At 71.4% G+C, this 17,201-nt stretch carries 19 protein-coding genes and 1 pseudogene; 5 read left to right on the top strand and 15 right to left on the bottom strand.

Translation table 11 applies throughout. The annotated features are described in order from the left end of the window. Positions 1–257: 257 nt before the first annotated feature. The 10 genes from ADL22_RS12900 to ADL22_RS36110 all read right to left on the bottom strand — a co-directional run bounded on the left by ADL22_RS12900 (position 258) and on the right by ADL22_RS36110 (position 7,037). Positions 258–752: a hypothetical protein gene (locus ADL22_RS12900; protein ID WP_234430675.1), complete on the bottom strand. Its 495-nt coding sequence runs from the start codon at positions 750–752 to the stop codon at positions 258–260. A 182-nt stretch (positions 753–934) separates the two neighbouring features. Continuing rightward, the gene (locus tag ADL22_RS12905) at positions 935–1,603 is read right to left on the bottom strand and encodes a uracil-DNA glycosylase (RefSeq protein WP_066977624.1); all 669 of its coding nucleotides are present in this window, start codon (positions 1,601–1,603) and stop codon (positions 935–937) included. 169 nt (positions 1,604–1,772) lie between these two features. Further along, positions 1,773–2,747, bottom strand: a complete 975-nt coding sequence (locus ADL22_RS12910) for an aldo/keto reductase (protein WP_066977455.1) — start codon at positions 2,745–2,747, stop codon at positions 1,773–1,775. Between the two features lie 165 nt (positions 2,748–2,912). Next, a complete protein-coding gene (locus tag ADL22_RS12915) occupies positions 2,913–3,713 on the bottom strand; it encodes an SDR family oxidoreductase (protein WP_066977458.1) in 801 nt (266 codons plus the stop codon). Positions 3,714–3,756: 43 nt separating this feature from the next. Continuing rightward, positions 3,757–4,518 (bottom strand): 3-oxoacyl-ACP reductase FabG, encoded by a 762-nt coding sequence (gene fabG, locus ADL22_RS12920; RefSeq protein WP_066977461.1) that lies wholly within the window; start codon positions 4,516–4,518, stop codon positions 3,757–3,759. 287 nt (positions 4,519–4,805) lie between these two features. After that, entirely contained in the window at positions 4,806–5,201 is a 396-nt protein-coding gene (locus tag ADL22_RS12925) for a DUF3037 domain-containing protein (protein WP_066977464.1), read from the bottom strand. After that, the gene (locus tag ADL22_RS12930) at positions 5,198–6,019 is read right to left on the bottom strand and encodes a HipA family kinase (protein ID WP_066977467.1); all 822 of its coding nucleotides are present in this window, start codon (positions 6,017–6,019) and stop codon (positions 5,198–5,200) included. The genes ADL22_RS12925 and ADL22_RS12930 overlap by 4 nt, the downstream gene beginning before the upstream one ends. A gap of 57 nt (positions 6,020–6,076) precedes the next feature. Next, the gene (locus ADL22_RS36100; RefSeq protein WP_066977470.1) at positions 6,077–6,316 is read right to left on the bottom strand and encodes a tyrosine-type recombinase/integrase; all 240 of its coding nucleotides are present in this window, start codon (positions 6,314–6,316) and stop codon (positions 6,077–6,079) included. Further along, positions 6,313–6,531 (bottom strand): hypothetical protein, encoded by a 219-nt coding sequence (locus tag ADL22_RS36105; RefSeq protein WP_234430668.1) that lies wholly within the window; start codon positions 6,529–6,531, stop codon positions 6,313–6,315. Before ADL22_RS36105 ends, ADL22_RS36100 begins: the two co-directional genes overlap by 4 nt. Before the next feature lie 71 nt (positions 6,532–6,602). After that, a complete protein-coding gene (locus ADL22_RS36110; RefSeq protein ID WP_234430669.1) occupies positions 6,603–7,037 on the bottom strand; it encodes an N-terminal phage integrase SAM-like domain-containing protein in 435 nt (144 codons plus the stop codon). A 226-nt stretch (positions 7,038–7,263) separates the two neighbouring features. Here ADL22_RS36110 and ADL22_RS12950 point away from each other — a divergent pair, with 226 nt between their 5' ends. Both ADL22_RS12950 and ADL22_RS12955 read left to right on the top strand, forming a co-directional pair. Next, complete coding sequence (locus tag ADL22_RS12950; protein ID WP_066977479.1) at positions 7,264–8,034, top strand: MBL fold metallo-hydrolase; 771 nt, start codon at positions 7,264–7,266, stop codon at positions 8,032–8,034. A gap of 458 nt (positions 8,035–8,492) precedes the next feature. Further along, complete coding sequence (locus ADL22_RS12955) at positions 8,493–9,377, top strand: TIGR03619 family F420-dependent LLM class oxidoreductase (RefSeq protein WP_107116283.1); 885 nt, start codon at positions 8,493–8,495, stop codon at positions 9,375–9,377. 185 nt (positions 9,378–9,562) lie between these two features. Here ADL22_RS12955 and ADL22_RS12960 read toward each other — a convergent pair whose 3' ends face one another. From ADL22_RS12960 to ADL22_RS12975, 4 genes are read right to left on the bottom strand one after another with little or no spacing between them, the layout of a single operon-like run. Then, entirely contained in the window at positions 9,563–11,008 is a 1,446-nt protein-coding gene (locus ADL22_RS12960; protein WP_066977482.1) for a sugar porter family MFS transporter, read from the bottom strand. A gap of 55 nt (positions 11,009–11,063) precedes the next feature. Then, on the bottom strand, positions 11,064–11,447 hold the full coding sequence (locus tag ADL22_RS12965) for a sensory rhodopsin transducer (protein WP_066977485.1): 384 nt from the start codon (positions 11,445–11,447) through the stop codon (positions 11,064–11,066). 50 nt (positions 11,448–11,497) lie between these two features. Then, complete coding sequence (locus ADL22_RS12970) at positions 11,498–12,286, bottom strand: SDR family NAD(P)-dependent oxidoreductase (RefSeq protein WP_066977488.1); 789 nt, start codon at positions 12,284–12,286, stop codon at positions 11,498–11,500. Continuing rightward, the gene (locus ADL22_RS12975) at positions 12,283–12,960 is read right to left on the bottom strand and encodes a GntR family transcriptional regulator (RefSeq protein ID WP_066977491.1); all 678 of its coding nucleotides are present in this window, start codon (positions 12,958–12,960) and stop codon (positions 12,283–12,285) included. The genes ADL22_RS12970 and ADL22_RS12975 overlap by 4 nt, the downstream gene beginning before the upstream one ends. Positions 12,961–13,241: 281 nt before the next feature. Here ADL22_RS12975 and ADL22_RS12980 point away from each other — a divergent pair, with 281 nt between their 5' ends. From ADL22_RS12980 to ADL22_RS12990, 3 genes are read left to right on the top strand one after another with little or no spacing between them, the layout of a single operon-like run. Next, positions 13,242–14,381: a mandelate racemase/muconate lactonizing enzyme family protein gene (locus tag ADL22_RS12980; protein ID WP_066977494.1), complete on the top strand. Its 1,140-nt coding sequence runs from the start codon at positions 13,242–13,244 to the stop codon at positions 14,379–14,381. A gap of 2 nt (positions 14,382–14,383) precedes the next feature. Next, positions 14,384–15,010, top strand: a complete 627-nt coding sequence (locus ADL22_RS12985; protein WP_066977497.1) for a bifunctional 4-hydroxy-2-oxoglutarate aldolase/2-dehydro-3-deoxy-phosphogluconate aldolase — start codon at positions 14,384–14,386, stop codon at positions 15,008–15,010. After that, positions 15,007–15,984: a sugar kinase gene (locus tag ADL22_RS12990; RefSeq protein WP_066977501.1), complete on the top strand. Its 978-nt coding sequence runs from the start codon at positions 15,007–15,009 to the stop codon at positions 15,982–15,984. The genes ADL22_RS12985 and ADL22_RS12990 overlap by 4 nt, the downstream gene beginning before the upstream one ends. A gap of 634 nt (positions 15,985–16,618) precedes the next feature. Here ADL22_RS12990 and ADL22_RS36115 read toward each other — a convergent pair. Next, positions 16,619–16,855 (bottom strand): annotated as a pseudogene (locus ADL22_RS36115) (SDR family oxidoreductase); the annotation flags it as partial. Positions 16,856–17,201: the final 346 nt, after the last annotated feature.

The raw sequence follows: 17,201 nt of genomic DNA on the forward strand, positions 1-17,201 counted from the left end.
GCCCCAGGAGTCGCTGAGGCGGTTGACGAGCTGGAGTCCGCGGCCGGACTCGGCGAGTTCGCCGGCCGGGCGGAGGACGGGGGCGCGGGGCGACTCCGGGTGGTGGCCCCTGCGGAGGCTGCTCCGCGCGGCCGCGGGCGGTGGCCCCTCCGGGACGCCGCTGCGCGCCACCGCGGGTGCCAGACCCCTTGGCCGGCCGGGCACGCCCGCCAACGGGGCGGGCCGGGGCACCCCGGCTACCGGAACGGACAGCCTGGCTACCGGAACGGCCCCGCCGCCCCCTCCAGGCGGAGTTCCAGGCGCTCGATGGCGGCGGTGAGGCGGCGGCGGTACTCACCGTCCGCGAGCGCGCGGATCGAGGCGCGGGCCCGCCGGAGCTGGGCGCGGGCGTCGGCCGGGCGGTCGAGACCGGCGTAGTCGGCGGCGAGGTCGAGGTGGAGGGCCGGGAAGAACGCCCGCAGCGCGGCGAGCGGCTGACGTGCCCCCGGGCCCGGGCCGCCGGCGGACCGCGCCGCGCCGGCCGGACCGCCCCCCGCCGCGCCGGAGCGCGCGGACCGGTCCGTGACGAAGCACTCCGCCGCCTCCAGGGCCCGCAGGTCCCAGTACAGCTCATCGCGCGGATCGTCCTGGGTGTCGGCCATGTAGTGCGCGAGGGCGCAGCGGTGGAAGGCGTCCCCGCGCGGGCCGATCTCCTGCCACAGCGCGGCGAGGCGGTTGCGGGCCTCCTCGCGGTCGCCCGCGCGGTGCAGCATGATCGCCTGGCCGATCCGGGTCAGCACCCCGTCCTCGTGCTCCGCCTGCCGGCCGCCCTGCTCCGCCACCGCGCGCTCCCCGTTCTCGCCCCGTCCTCACCGAAGCCACCACTGGCTCCCCCCGACGCTAACCGCCGCCGGGAGCCCGCGCGCGGTGTACGCGGCGCGCCGGGCGCGGCCGGTCAGCCCAGGTCGGGGATGCGCCAGTCGATCGGGGCGTGGCCCTGGGCGGCGATCGCCTCGTTTATCTGGGTGAAGGGGCGGGAGCCGAAGAACTTCTTCGCGGACAGCGGGGAGGGGTGCGCGCCCTGGACCACCGCGTGCCGCTCGGTGTCGATCAGCGGCAGCTTCTTCTTGGCGTAGTTGCCCCACAGGACGAAGACGGCCGGGTCGGGGCGGTCGGCGACCGCGCGGATCACCGCGTCGGTGACCTTCTCCCAGCCCTTGCCCTTGTGGGAGTTGGCCTCGCCGCCGCGGACGGTGAGCACGGCGTTGAGCAGCAGAACGCCCTGCTTCGCCCACGGCATGAGGTAGCCGTTGTCCGGGACGGGGTGGCCGAGCTCCTCTTTCATCTCCTTGTAGATGTTGCGCAGCGACGGCGGGGTCTTGACGCCGGGCTGGACGGAGAAGCACAGGCCGTGGCCCTGGCCGGGGCCGTGGTACGGGTCCTGGCCGAGGATGAGGACCTTCACCTGCTCGTAGGGCGTGGCCTCCAGCGCCGCGAAGACCTGCTCGCGGGGCGGGTAGACGGGACCGGCGGCCCGCTCCTGCTCGACGAAGTCGAGCAGCTCGGTGACATAGGGCTTCGCCAGCTCCTCGCCCAGGACCCCGCGCCAGGACTCGGGCAGCATGTCGGTGACCACGTCAACAACCTCCGTTGTGCGTTGCGTTCTCACTGACAGAACCTACCGGCGACCACTGACAATCCCCGCCACGGGCCATCGGCCGCCGCCCCGGCCCGCTCCCCCGCCCCCGGCCGCCCGGCCGCGCCCGGCCCTGACCCGTCAGGCCGCCCGGCCCTCACGCGGTGTCCAGCCGGGCCCGCTGATACGGGTCCAGATCGAGGTCCAGCGCGGCCAGGCACTCGTCCAGCTGCGCCACCGAGCTGACCCCGAGCACCGGCACCACCGGGACCTCGCCGCCCATCATCCAGGCCAGCACGACCTGGTTCGCGGTCGCCCCGCACTCCGCGGCGACCTCCGCCAGCACCCGCATCCGGATCACCGACCCGGGATGGTCGTAACGCTCCGGAAGCGGCCGGTCCGGCCGGGCGTAGCCGCCCGCCATCAGGGGCGAGTGGCCGAGCAGGGTCAGGTCGGGGTGCGCGGCCGCGTAGTCGAGCAGTTCCTCGTCGGCGTCCCGCTGGAGGCCGGCCGCCGGCTCCGGGCGCGGCCGCAGATAGGTGTGCCGCTGCTGGACGGCGCGGAAGCCGGGCAGGCCCAGGCAGGCGGCTCGCTGCCGGGCCTCGGCGAGCCGCCAGGTCGCGTGGTTGCTGAGCCCCAGCATCCCCACCCGCCCGTCCCGGACGAAGCCGGCCAGCGTCCCGGCCGTCTCCGCGAGCGGGACGGTGCGGTCCTCGGCGTGCGCGGAGTAGAGGTCCACCCGGTCCGTGCCCAGGCGGCGCAGACTGCCTTCCAGTGCGGTACGCAGCGCGGCCGCGCCCAGGCCCTCGGCGTTGCCGGGCCAGTGGGGACCGCGGGCGGGGTCGGGCCGGGCGCCGCCCTTGGTGGCGATCACCGTGCGGTCCGCGGCGCGGCGGCTGCGCAGCCAGCGCCCGACCACCCGCTCGCTCTCGCCGCCGGTGGCGCCGGGCACCCAGCAGGCGAAGTTGTTCGCGGTGTCGAGGAAGGTGCCGCCGGCCTCGGCGAAGCGGTCCAGGACGGCGAACGCGGTCCGCTCGTCCACCGTCGTCCCGAACGTCATGGTGCCCAGGCAGACGGCGCTGATCCGCGGCCCGCCGCCGGGCGTCCGGTCCCCGAGCGTCCGGTAGTGCATGGCTTCTCTCCCTGGCAGGCCCGCGGACGCGGAACGGTGCCGGCCCCCGGACGGGACCGGCACCGGGACTCTGCCTCTTGGAGCGCACCCGAAGGCAAATCGGGAGGCCGCCGGGGGACAGCTCCCCGGGGCGGGCCGGGCGACCGGGGTGGCCGCCCGGTGCCCTCACACCCCCGCGTTCAAAAACAGCCCGCCGTCCACCACCAGCGTCTGCCCCGTGATCCACCCGGCCGCGTCCGACAGCAGGAAGGCCGCCGCCCCGCCGATGTCCTCCGGGACGCCCAGCCGCGCCATCGGGTAGGCGGCCGCCGCCTCCTCCTCGCGGTTCTCGTAGAGCGCGGCCGCGAACTTGGTCTTGATGACCGCGGGCGCGATGGAGTTCACCCGCACCACCGGCGCGAACTCGTGCGCCAGCTGGAGCGTGAGGTTCACCATCGCGGCCTTGCTCATCCCGTACGCCCCGATGAACGGCGAGGGGGCCACCCCGGCGATCGAGGCGATGTTGACGATCGCGCCGCCGTTCTCCTTCTGCCAGGCGTGCCAGACCCGCTGGGCGAAGCCCAGGGCCGAGACGACATTGGTCTCGAAGACCTTGCGCGCCACATTGAGGTCGAGGTCGGCTATCGGGCCGAACACCGGATTCGTCCCGGCGTTGTTGACCAGGTGGTCGACCCGCCCGAAGGTCTCCATCGCCCGCTCGACGGCGAGCGCCTGGTGCGCCTCGTCGTGCGCCTTGCCGGCCACGGTGAGCACCCGGTCGGGGCCCAGCTTCGCGGCGGCCTCCTTCAGGGCGTCCTCGTTCCGTCCGGTGATGACGACGCGGTCGCCGCGGGCGATCAGCGCCTCCGCGATGCCGTAGCCGATGCCGCGGCTGGCGCCGGTGATCAGCGCCACCTTGCCGGAGAGCGGCGGCTGCCCGCCGTCCTGCCCGGCCGCGGCCCGGTCCGTCCCGTCCTGCTCGGTCATGTCCCGTTCTCCTGCTCGTCGGTTCCTGCGGTCGGTACGGCGGTCAGCAGAGCGGGCCGCCGGCGACGTACAGGACCTGGCCGGAGACGAATCCGGCCGCTTCGCCGGTGAAGAAGGCGATGGCGTTGGCGATGTCCTCGGGGGCGCCGACGCGCTGGACCGGGATCTGGGTGGCGGCCGCGGCCTTGAAGTCGTCGAAGTCCATGCCGACCCGGGCGGCGGTGGCGGCGGTCATGTCGGTGGCGATGAAGCCGGGCGCGACGGCGTTCGCGGTGATGCCGAACTTTCCGAGCTCGATGGCGAGGGTCTTGGTGAAGCCCTGGAGGCCGGCCTTGGCGGCGGAGTAGTTGACCTGGCCGCGGTTGCCGAGCGCCGAGCTGGAGGAGAGGTTGACGATCCGGCCGAACTTCGCGTCCACCATGTGCTTCTGGCAGGCCCGGGACATCAGGAACGCGCCGCGCAGGTGGACGTTCATGACCGTGTCCCAGTCGCTGTCGCTCATCTTGAACAGCAGGTTGTCGCGGAGCACCCCGGCGTTGTTGACGAGCACGGTCGGCGCGCCCAGCTCGGAGGCGACCCGCTCGACCGCGGCCGCCACCTGGTCGCTGTCCGAGACGTCGCAGCCGACCGCGACGGCCGTACCGCCGGCCGCGGTGATCTTCTCGACGGTGTCCTTGCAGGCCGTCTCGTCGAGGTCGAGTACGGCGACGGCGCGGCCCTCGGCGGCCAGGCGGACGGCGGTGGCCGCGCCGATGCCGCGGGCGGCGCCGGTCACGATGGCGACACGCTGCTCGGTGGTGGACATGCGGGTTCTCCTCACCCTCGATTCGTCGAAACCTCGGACCCACGTCAGGCGGCCGCCGCACCAGGTGAGCAACAGGTGAGCAACCGCTTAGTAGCCTCAGCAGGGCTGACGCTAGAAGCCCAGCCACCCCCTGTCAACGCCCCACCACGCCACGACACTCCCCGACACGCCGAAGGGGACGGGCTCACCGAAAACCCGTCCCCTCACTGCCACAGCGCACCGGTTCAGCACCCCGGTCAACGCACCGTCACAGCACACCGGTCACCACACCACTTCCGCGCACCGGCTCAACGCACCAGCAACTCCAGCAACCGCTCCGCCTCCCCCGTCGGATCGGTGGTCAGCCCGGTGTGCACCGGCCCCGGCTGGACGATGGTGCTGCGCGGCGCGATCAGCCACCGGAACCGCTGCCCCGGGTCCTCCCCGGCCGCCTGTCCGGCCGTCGCCCCGCCCTCGCAGATACCTTCCACGGCGCGCAGCGCCGCCCGCACTCCCGCCACGTCCACCGAGGGGTCCAGCGCCAGCAGCCGCGCCTCGTCCAGATACGTCCGGGCCTCGACGAACCGCCGCGCGCGGCAGTACACCACCACCCCCGCGTTGATCATCTCGCCGCGCTCGACCCGCGGTACGACCTTCAGCAGCGCGTACTCGAAGACATCGCGCCCGTTGTGCAGTCCACTCACTTCACGGCCCTCCGCGGCAGCTTGGCGGCCAGCCACGCCGGCGCCTGGGAAGGCTTGTCCTTCGTCGGCTCCCCGATGACGATGCGGTCGCTGATGCTGTGCGCCCGCGCGAGCAGCGTCCGCACATACGCCTGGCGCACCTCGTCCGGCGAGTCGAAACCGGGCTCGTCCGCCAGCCACTCGTCCGGCACCAGGGCCGCGACCTCCGCCAGCAGCTCCTCGGTGACCCGCGGCACGAACTCCTCCGCCGCACCCGCCACATCCGGCCCGAACGTCGCCAACGCGTGGTCAGACGCGTCGTACGGCCGCGCCGCACCCTTCTCCGCAGCCGGCCAATTATGATGCCAAATCATCGCCGCGCCATGATCGATCAGCCACAACTCCCCGTGCCACACCAGCAAATTGGGATTGCGCCACGACCGGTCCACATTGTTGATCAACGCGTCGAACCACACCACCCGGCCCGCCTCCCGGGCCCCCACCTCAAAGGCGAGCGGATCGAACCCCAGCGACCCCGGAAGGTAATCCATCCCCAGATTCAGCCCCCCGCTGCCCTTCAGCAGCGCCTGAACCTCCTGATCCGGCTCACTCAACCCGATGACCGGATCCAGCTCCATCCGCACCAACTCCGGCACCCGCAGCCCGAGCCGCCGCCCCAACTCCCCGCAGACAACCTCCGCGATCAGCGCCTTCCGCCCCTGCCCCGCCCCGCTGAACTTCATGATGTACGTCCCGAGATCGTCCCCCTCGACGATCCCCGGCAGCGACCCACCCTCCCGCAACGGCGTGACATAGCGAGTCGCCACCACCTCCCTCAACGCTTTTCCAGGCTCCACGGATCATTCCCCTTACCTTCGTAGGTCGACCGAAAACGATCACTCCCCGGGAACCGCCTCCGGCATGAAGTGAGCATAGTAACCGAGAGTGATCACCGGAGAGGAGTGCCCGAGCCACTGCGCGACGGTCACCACGGTTTCCCCCGCCTCCAGCAAGACGGAGGCATAAGGGTGACGCAGGACGCGAAAGCCGCCCTTCGGAGCCGCCTCCCACTGCCACTGCTTCGCCCCCTTGGCGCGCGACGCAATGATGCCGGCCTTGGCCAGTGCCGGTTTCACGTGTAGGTGTTCCACGTGTTCGCGGACACCGCGTTTCCGAAGCGGGTGGTGAGCGGCAGGAGCACCTTCCGCCGCCTACCGGACTCCGGCTTGCCCCAGGGAAGCTCCACTTCCACGGAAGGGAACTCTTCGATGTGATGCTTCAACTCGTCAGCAACCGACGACGGCATATCAACGGCGCGGACCTTCCCGCCCTTCGGCAGCGCGAAGTACAACTTCCCTTTGCTGGACCGCACTTGACGCCGGATGTGAAGCGCACCCCTGGCAAAGTCGATGTCCTCCGGACTCAATCCGAAAACCTCGCCCTGGCGGAGACGGACTTCGCGTGCATAGGGTTCCTGGCAAGCCGCTTGTCGTCAACGGCCGCTTCCAGGACGCTGGACAGTTCGGAAAGGATGCCGCGCCGGTATCCGACCGAGGCGACAGTGTCTTCCAGCTTCGCTATGTATGAACGGAGTTCCGCTGGGGTGATACTTCTCAGCGGCAACTCGCCGAGATGCGGGACAATGTGGAGCCGCGCTCTCCGCCCACGGTTCTGCTGGGTCTTCGGAGCACCACCCCGTTCCGGCGACCAGTGCATCGCGATGAAGTCGGCCAGCGTGATGGATCCGTCGCGCGGGTCAGCTGGAACGCCCAGCCGTGGCACCCGGGCACCAGCCTGTTCGACCGATGGCAACCGGGGCGGCATCCGCGCGAGCCCGCCGACCTGGCTCGCGGCCACGACGTTCCGCCGGACGTCGACTTCCCGTACCACGGGTGCCTGGTCCACTACGAGGCACCGGAGATCTCCCGCAGCATCCTGACGAACGGAACCTCCCTTGGACGCGGTCATCCGCTCCACTGGGCCCAGCCCGCGGCAGCTCGGCAAGCTGATCACCACGGCGGGCCTTGCCCAGGGGACTTCCCGCCCTGGCGGACTTGTGGATCGCGCGTTCTAGGATCTCGGGATGAGCGACGAGCTTCTTCACCTCACGGTCCTGGGCTGCGCGACGCCGTACCCGAGCGCGGACAACCCGTGCTCGGGCTATCTGGTGTCGAGCGGGGACACCCGTATCTGGGTGGACGCGGGCAGCGGGACGCTCGGGCCGCTCCAGCGTCATGTGCGACTGGATGAGCTCGACGCGATCTGGATCTCGCATCTGCACGCCGACCACAGCGCGGACCTGCTCACCGCCTACTACGGCGCCCTCTACGCGGACATCCGCCTCGCAGCGCCGATCCCTCTCTACGGACCGCCTGGAATCGCCGGCCGGCTGGCCAGTTTCCTCACCAACACCCCGGCCCGCAGCCCGATCGAATCCGCCTTCGCGGTCACCGAGTTGCACGACGGGCATCGGGCGGACGTTGGCTCGCTCCAACTGACCAGCCGGGCGGTGTCGCACGGCATTCCGGCCTTCGCCGTGCGCATCGAGACGGCGGGCAAGTCGCTGGTGTACTCGGGGGACACGGCGCCGTGCCCGAGCCTGACCGAATTGGCCGAGGGATGTGATGTGCTGCTGTGTGAAGCCGAGAGCGCCCAGGCACCGGCCGAGGGGGAACAGGTGCACCACACACCCGAGGACACCGGCAATACAGCCAGCACGGCCGGAGCGGGCCGACTGATCGTCACGCACGTCGGCCGCTTCCTCACACCGCGGCAAGCGGTGGCGCGCGCCTCGGCGCGGTTCGACGGTCCCATCGACTACGCCGCTCCCGGTACCACCTTCTCGATCGGGTAAGCCACGCCCGGCGCGGGGCGTTCGACCAGGCAGCCCCGCTCGAAACGGGCGCCAGCGCGGACGAGGGCGACGAGGCGGGCGCCAGCGTCTATCTGCGTGATGCTCGGCACCGCGCGGCTAGCCCTCGTCGATGCACGCGGGCTACGGCTCCGAGCGCACCCGATGCGCCCCTTCGGAACGCCGTCAGCGGCGCTTGGCGGATCTGCCCAGGCCGGTTGGCTGCCGAGTAGGCGTGTGACGTCCTGACCGGCCGCGCCCGCGCCGCAACTAGGGCTTTGACCGGGAAGGTTCACCGGCTTACCGGGTCACGGCGTTCGTCAGCGAGGGCCATACGGAGTGCCAGGTGATCCGCTGTATCCCGGCCGGGATGAAATGGGGGCGGTGCGGGAGTTGGGAGTGGCGACAGGGCGGTCAGTGATCGTCGTGTCGCCATCGGACTGCCATCGAAAGGCAACCTCATGCCCCTGCTGCGCCTCGGCGTTTCCCTTCAACCGCGCTGGCCGCTCGACGACGGAGCCAGCGTGCTCCGCGCCGCACTCCATGCCGAAGACTTGGGCTTCGACCACGTTGCGGTCGGCAACCGCCTCCTGGACAGCGGCTTCGGCCTCGACACGGACCCGCTCGTTCTGCTGTCGGCCGTCGCAGGGGCGACGACGCGCCTGCGGCTGCTGACGTCCGTACTCGTCGCGCCGTACTACCCTGCGCTGGTGCTCGCCAACCAGGCGGCCACCCTGGACGTCGTGTCCGGAGGCCGCTTGATCCTGGGCGTCGGCACCGGCTGGAATCCTGACGAATTCGATGCCGTCGGGGTACCCGCCCGTGAACGCGGTGCACGCACCGACGACCACCTCGCCGCTGCCAAGGCCCTGTGGACCCGGCGACCCGCAGACTTCGACGGGCCGTTCACGACACTGCGCGCCGCGCACTTGGGAGTGCCTCCGGTTACCGCCGGGGGTCCGCCCGTGTGGGTCGGCGGCTACAGCGACGCCGCCCTGCGCCGGGCGCTGCGTTTCGGTGACGGCTGGTACGGCGTCGGCGCCGACGCCGCAGAGGTCACCGACGTCCGGCGCCGACTCGGTGACCTCGCCGGCGCAGAGAACACCGACCGGCTGACGCTCGCTTCTGCCGCGTTCCTTACTCCGCCCGGTCTCCCCGCGGCGGTTGCGCCACCGGGACGGCCGCTCGGGGGCACTGCGCCCACTGCGGTGAGTGTCGCCGACGACCTCGGGCGGCTCGCCGAAGCAGGGCTCACTGCTTGCACTCTGTGGCTGCCTGTCGCGGCCGACCATGTCGAGAAGGCTATGGAGTGGGTCGCAGCCGAGGTGGCACCGCGACTCACCTGATGCCGTGGCTGGGAAGGCCGCCAGGTTGATCAAGCTGCCGATTCCAGGGGGCGTCCGCCCCAGCGGATGCCCTTCTCGCTACAGGGTGGGCGGCCCCGCAGGCGCCCCGGAGCACCTTCCGGATCCGGGGCGGGGGGCCGGGCCGGGCATGAGCGCCGCGGCGTCCGGCGCCTCGCCGGCGCGTTTCACTTCAGTGGGCTGGTCACGGGTGTGGCGTCTTCCCGCACGTCCTCCAGTGAACGCCCCTTCGTCTCACCGACGAAGAAGAACACGAGCAGCCACGAGAGCAGGGCCATGAACGCGTAGACCCCGTAGCTTCCCGCCAGGGAGAGGTCGCGCAGGCTCGGGAACGTGAAGTTGAGCAGGACACCGGCGAGCCAGTTGGCGGCGGCGCACGCCGACAGCGCAAGGCCGCGTATGCGGTTGGGGAACATCTCGCCGAGAAGGACCCAGACGGCCGGACCCCAGGAGACGGCGAAGGCCACGACGAAGAGGTTCGCGCCGACAAGAGTGACCGGCCCCCAGGTCCCGGACAGCGCGGGCTCACCGTCCGCGGCGATGGTGGCGGTGGAGAAGCCCACCGCCACCGTGACGAGACTCAGGAACATGCCCGTCGATCCGGCGAGCAGCAGCCGGCGGCGGCCCACCCTGTCGATGAGCAGAATCGCGACCACCGTCGCGGCCACGTTCACGAAGGAACTCAGCACCGACAGCGCGAACGCCGCCGACTCGCCGAAGCCGACCGACTGCCACAGCGACGTGGAGTAGTAGAAGATGACGTCGACGCCGACCAGGGCCTGAAGGGCCGCGAGCCCGATCCCCACCCAGACGACGGGGAGGAGGACGCGCCGCCGGTCGAGGAGGTCCTGGAAGCGGGCGGAGCGGTCGGTCCGCAGCGTCGCGGCCATGCGGTCGGTCAGCACGGCGGCTTCTTCGGCCGTGATGTCCTGGAGCCTCTGCAGCACGTCGCGCGCTTCGGCGGCTCGCCCGCGCGCGACGAGGAACCGCGGCGACTCGGGGACCGTGAGCGCGATGACCAGGTAGACGAGGGCCGGCACGATGCCCACGATGAACATCCACCGCCACGCGGGGAGCCCGAGGAACGCCCGCGCGTCCGCGCCTTCGAGCGCGACCGCGATCGTGCTGTCGGAGAGGAGAGCGGCGAAGATGCCGAGGACGATGGCCATCTGCTGGAGCGACGCGAGGCGGCCGCGCACGTTCGCCGGAGCGATCTCCGAGATGTAGAGCGGTCCGGTCACTGTCGCGAATCCGACGCCGTAGCCGGTGAGCAGGCGCCAGATCGCCAGGTCCCAGAGGCCGTGGGCGAGGCCGCAGCCGATCGCGGCGACGAGGAAGACGGCGCCGGCGACCGCCATGGTGCGGGGTCGCCCGATGCGGTCGGCGAGCCAGCCGGCGGTCAGGGAACCGAGTGTGGCGCCCAGCAGGGTGACGGCGACGATGGTGCCGAGTCCGATGGAGTCCAGCGCCAAGTTGGTCTCGATGGCGTTCACGGCGCCGTTGATCACGGCGGTGTCGAATCCGAAGAGGAAGCCGCCGATGGCGGCGGCCACCGCCATCGCGGCCACCCGACGGGTCAGGCGGCCGCTCTCTCCGGGGCGTGCGTGGGACATGAGGAACCGATCCTTGTCGATTGTGGATTGTCGACCAACTTGCTCACAGGGAGGATCACCGGGAGGAGGGGTAGGCGATGGTGGACATCAGCGCGTTCTCCGCCTGTCGGGAGTCGAGGCGGGTGTGCTGGACGACGATGGGGTGGTCGCTCCGGATCACGAGGCAGTAGTCGACGCCCGGAAGGATCGGCTCGGGGCCGCGGAGATCATTGATCCGCTGGTGGTGTGCGCGGCGGGCGGGAACGGTGAGTTCATAGGGGCCGACCGGCTCGCGGTCGGTGTAGAAGACCTCGACGGCGACGTGTGCGGGGGCGTCGCCGGCGTTGAGCATGCAGATGCTGTCATGGCTGGTCATCGCGGGTGCCGGTCCGGTGCTGCTCGGGGGAATGTAGCCGTCCGCGACCACCCATGTCGTGGCGCCGATCGCCGGAGTTGTCATGTGAGTTCGGCCTTTCTGCGGTGGGTTCTCGGGTTTGGTCAGGAGTCCGGTCAGAAATCGTTCGCGCTCTTGGCCATGAGGCCGCCGTCGCAGACCAGGTGACTGCCCGTGACATACGAGGCGTCGTCGGAGAGCAGCCAGGCGGCGGCACGCGCGATCTCGGCGGGGTCGGCCATCCGCCCGAGCGGGATCTGCCGTGCCGCGGCGTCCCTCAAGCGCGCGCGCTCCGCTTCGAGCGCGTCACCGTCGAGGCCGAAGTAGAGCATCGGAGTGTCGGTGGCGCCGGGGACGACCGCGTTGACGCGGATGCCGTGAGGGGCGAGGTCGATGGCGGCCGCCCGCACGAACGCGGAGATTCCGCCCTTGGACGCTCCGTACGCGCTGTTCGAGCCGCCCGCGAAGCCGACGAAGGCGGAAGGGGAGGACACGCACACGAGGGAGCCCGGCCTCCCGGCGTCCCGCAGAGCCTGCGCGGCCGTGCGTACGGTCAGGAAGGCGCCGGTGAGATTCACGTCGAGAACGCAGCGCCATGTGTCGAGAGGCATCTGTGTCAGGGGCGCGTTGACCTCGATGCCGGCGCTCGCGATCACCCCGTCCACCGGGCCCAGTGCGGTGCTCGCCGCGCCGAACGCGTCGATGAGCTCCCGTTCGCCGGTGACGTCCGCCGCGGCCGACCAGACTCTGCGGGCGCCGACGCGCCGGGCCTCGGCCGCCGCCCGTTCGGCGCTCTCGCCGTCACGGTCGAGGACGCCGACGGCCCAGCCCCGGCGTGCGGCTTCGAAGGCGGTGGCGCGGCCGATGCCGCTTCCGCCGCCGGTGATCACGATCGTTCTGGTCATTCGGAGGAGTCCTCGGTGGTTCTGGAATGGGTCTGGATGTGGGCGGTGACGGCGCGGTCCAGTGCGTGCTCGTCGCCCGCGCGAAGCGCGTCGATGAGCTCGCGGTGCTGCCCGGCGACCACGGTCGGGTCCGGGTAGTGGCTCGCGTCGCGCCGGAAGTAGGCGCGCACGCGGTGCTGGATCGACCGCCAGATCTGCAGGCAGTGCTGCTGCCCCGACAAGGTCACGACCGCCTCGTGGAAGCGGATGTCCTCGTCGGCGAGCAGCGCCGCGTCGGACGCGTCGGCCGCTTCCTCCATGTTGTGGACGAGCGACTGGAGATGGGCGTAATCCGCGTCGGTCAGACGGGGCATCGCCTTGCGGAAGGCGAACCTCTCCAGGGAGAGGCGGACCGGTACGAGAACGTTCTCGATCTCCTCCTGGGAGACGCCGAGCACCTCCGTACCGCGGTACGGGTAGGAGACCACCAGGCCCTCCTGCTCCAGCTGGCGCAGCGCCTCGCGGACCGGCGCCCTGCTCGTTCCCAGCTGTTCGGCGACCCCCGACTCCGTGAGCTTCTGGCCCGCTTGGAGACGGCCCGAGGTGATGGCCTCGCGGAGGACGTCCGCCACGGTTTCGCGGCGGGAGGCGAGGGCGGCGGAGGGGAGCGGGGGAACCGCGGAAAGACCAGACATGGCCGGAGCGTAGCAGGATCGTACTTTGTCGACAATCCGGTTCGGCGGCTCCCGGGGGTGCGGAGGAGGGCGAGCCAGGGGCGAAGGGTGGGGGAACGGGGCTTTGTCGCATGGCGCCTTCCGGTGGTGCCTCCCGGGGCGGGTGCGGCGGGCGGTCCGGCAGACTGTAGCCGAATAGTCGATTGTCGACAATGGACCGCTCGGTCGGGTACGGTCCCGAACACAGCCGCCGCCCGCCTCGTCGGCGTCCGCGGCGATGGCACCCGTCACGAGAGGCACTCATGAGAATCACCAGGGTCGAGACATGCGGTCTTCGCGGGGCGACCCCCGAGGGTGGTTGGTCGAACGAACTGCGCCCGGACGATGTCGTGCACACGCTTGTCGCCGTCCACACCGACGAAGGCGTCACGGGCATCGGAAGCGCGTTCACCACCGAGAACCTCGTCCGGGGAGCGATCGACCTGCTGCTCCCGCACCTCGTCGGACAGGACCCGGTGGAGGTCGAGCGGATCACCGAAACGCTGCACCAGACCGCGTTCTGGATGGGCCGGGGCGGGGCGCTCACGCACGCGACGAGCGCGATCGACATCGCCCTGTGGGACATCGCCGGTCAGGCGCTCGGTCAGCCGGTCGGCCGGCTGCTCGGCGGGCGCCACCGCACCCGGGTGCGCCCCTACGCGTCGGTGCTCATGGACGAGGCCGGACCGATGACGGACAACCTCACCGAACTCGTGGAGCAGGGATTCACCGCGTTCAAGATCGGCTGGTGGAAGTTCGGACGGGTGGACGCCGCCACCGACGAGCGCACCGTCGCCGCCGCCCGCGCCGCGATAGGCGACCGGTTGCTCGCTGTCGACGCCGGCGGCTCCGAAGGCTTCTTCCCCGGCGGCCTGGCATGGGCGAAGCGAACCGCGCGGATGCTCGCCGACTACGACGTCGCCTGGTTCGAGGAGGCCCTCGCGCCGGACGACCTGGAAGGCTTCGCCGAACTCCGCGCGGGTTCACCCGTCCCCATCAGCGGCGGCGAGGTCCTCACCCGCAGGCAGAGCTTCTCCCCCTACCTGCGGCGCCGCGCCTTCGACATCGTCCAGCCCGACACCACCAAGGGAGGCGGTCTGAGCGAGTCGCGACGGATCGGCTGGGAGGCCCAGGACCTCGGCATCCGCCTGATCCCGCACGGATGGAACACGGCCATCGGTCTCGCCGCCGATCTGCAGCTCTCGTCGGCGCTCGCGTCCACCGACCTCGTCGAGTACAAGACCGGCTCGGCCTATGTGGACGACCTGGTCGCGGGGGGCTGGCGACTTGATGCCGACGGATGCCTCGACATCCCCTCCGGCCCCGGACTCGGCGTGTCCCTTGACCCCGAGGCGGTCGAGAAGTACGGCACCCGGCCCGCGTTCGCGGACCCGGAGGCGTGAGCATGCCGACCACACCCCTGTCGAAGGTCGTCGCGGTCCTCCGCGCCCCGTCGGCTGACCGCTACCGCCCTGTGGTCGACGCACTCGTCGCCGGAGGCGTCCGCGAGATCGAGCTCACGCTCACCACGCCGGGAACGCTCGACGTCGTCAGCCGCCTGCGAGCGGACGTCGGCGACATCGCGCGCATCGGTGTCGGCACCGTGACCGACGGCGTGCTGGCCCGAGCCGCGCTCGACGCCGGTGCGCGGTTCCTCGTCACTCCGGGCATCGTCCGCGCGGCGGCGGAGCCGGCGCACGAGCACGGCGTGCCGGTCATCATGGGCGCGCTCACGCCCACCGAGGTGATGACCGCGACGGCCTCGGGCGCGGACCTGGTGAAGATCTTCCCCGCGTCCGCGGTCGGAGCCGCATACCTGGGGCAGCTCCGCGGGCCCTTCCCGGACCTGCGCGCCGTGCCGTCCGGCGGGATCGGTGCGGCAGAGGCACGCGCGTGGCTGGCCGCGGGAGCGGCCGCCGTCTCCATGGGCGGACCTCTCATCGGCGACGCGCTGAACGGCGGGTCGCTCCGGACCCTCACCGACCGCATGCGGCGCCTTGCCGAGGCGATCGGCGAGGACGTGATCACATGAACGTACGGCCGCGCCCTCGGGTGCTGACGCTCGGCGAGACGATGGGTCTCGTCCGGGCGGGAGAAACCGGCCCCCTGCGGGCCGGGGCCTCCGCGCGCATCACGATCGGCGGCGCGGAGACGAACGTCGCGATCGGGCTGTCCCGCCTCGGCGTCGGCGCGCTCTGGCTGGGACGCGTCGGCGACGACGCGATCGGCGAAGCCGTCCTCGCCGCGCTGCGCGCCGAGGACGTGGAACTCGCCGCGGAGGTCGACGCGGAACGACCGACCGGGCTGATGGTCAAGGAATCCCGGGTTCCGGGCGCCTCTCGCGTCACCTACTACCGGTCCGGAAGCGCGGCGAGCGCGATGTCCCCGGAACTCCTGAGGCCGGAGCTGTTCGAGGGCATCGAGCTGCGGCACCTGACCGGCATCACCCCGGCACTGTCCAGGACGAGCGCGGATCTCGCCCATCAGGCAGCGGTGACGGCCCGCCAACACGGCGTACGGGTCAGCCTCGACGTCAACTACCGGTCGGCTCTGTGGAGCGTCGACGAGGCACGCGAGGGGCTCCAGCGGCTGCTCCCCCTCGTCGACGTCGTCTTCGGCGGACACGGCGAACTCTCACTGCTGTGCGACCGGACGGGCCGGCACCCCGTCGCCGGCGACTCCGCCCTTCTGGCATCCCTCGCCGACGCCGGGCCGCGTGAAGTCGTCCTCAAACGAGGCGACGCGGGCGCCGCGTCCCACCGCGACGGCGCATACGAGGAAGCCGCGGCCTTCCCCGTCGAACCGGTGGACACCGTCGGTGCGGGCGATGCGTTCGTCGCGGGCTATCTCGCGGCCGCGCTGGAGGATCGCTCACCGGTCGAACGGCTGCGACAGGCCAACGCGTGCGGCGCCCTGGCCTGCCTCAACACCGGCGACTGGGAGGGCACACCGACGAGACGCGACCTGTCGGCCTTCCTGGACGGCGCCGATCCGGTCGTGCGCTGACCGCCCGCCGCGCGAGCGGCCTTCCGCCGGCGGTGGTGGGCGAGTTCGCCGACGGGTCGCGCCGCCACCCGCGTCGCTCACCGCCGTCAGCCGCCGAGACAGATCCCGATGTGCTCCGCGATCTCGCCCCCGATGCGCTCGGGTTCCCCGGTGTGGAGTTCGGTGCTGGTGGTCGGCTTGTCGAGCACCGCCGTAGCCCGAGACGGACACGCTGACACATATCGAGCAGGCCGTCTCCTCCTCGCCGGAGTTCCGCGAAGCCGTTGCGCGGCCGACGGCAACGAACGGGCAGTGTGCGGCGACGGTTGACGCATCTCGATGCCCTCGCGGCTGCGTCCGCCGATGGCGAGGCGGCGTTCTCGCAGGCCGACGCCGGCGAGTTGACGTGTCCGCGGCGCTCGGCGAGCCGACTGACGCCTGGGCTTCGTCCGCCGCGTGCGTCGATCAGGCGCTGGTGCGCCGCTGTGCTGAGCGGATCCCCGTTGAACAGGTCGGCTTTCTGCGAGCAGGTACGGCCGCTGCTGGACAGACTGGCCTTGGCCCGTCGTCTGCGCGAGGGGATTCGGGTCGTCCATCGCCGGCAGAGTCCCGGCCCGGCCGGTCCGCCTCTACGCGCACGCCTCGTGTCAACGCCCTTCAGGGCGGACAGCATCGACACCGGATCGTCGAAGTCCCCGACCACAAAGTCACAGTCCAGCTCCTCGCCCTTGCGCGCGTCCCGCACCAGCGCCCGAAAGGGTACGTCCGCCTCCGCAAGCGCCCGTACCAGGTACCGGCCAATGGTGCCGGTCGCACCGGTCACAAGGATCATCCTGTCCCCCGCCATCCGAGAAGGCGCCAAGAGTCTCGCCGACACTACCGGAGGGGCCATCCGGTTACCGGGGACGCACCGCCGAGCACGTCCATACCCGCACTCAGAGGCATTCGCCGGCGCACCTCAGGGGCTGGCCGGCCTGACGGCCAGCCGGCTGCCCCGCGTTCCCAGCCGACGTCACTGCCGTCACTTCTCGTCAATATTCACGAGCCAATTGCTCACCAAGTGGCCCGGAACCCCTCGACGAACGCTGCCACCCAGAGATGAACGCAGCCAGGAACGAGCCACAGCCGGAAGGCCGGCATCCATCGCGTCGAAGAAACAGTCGGCGGAGAGAGGACCAAGCGGTGGAGTCCGCGGTCTCATCACCGATGTGTGAGGGCACTCAGGGGTGTTCACGAGT

Origin of the sequence: Streptomyces sp. NRRL F-4489, from assembly GCF_001509485.1 — a bacterium.
Taxonomy (GTDB): domain Bacteria; phylum Actinomycetota; class Actinomycetes; order Streptomycetales; family Streptomycetaceae; genus Streptomyces.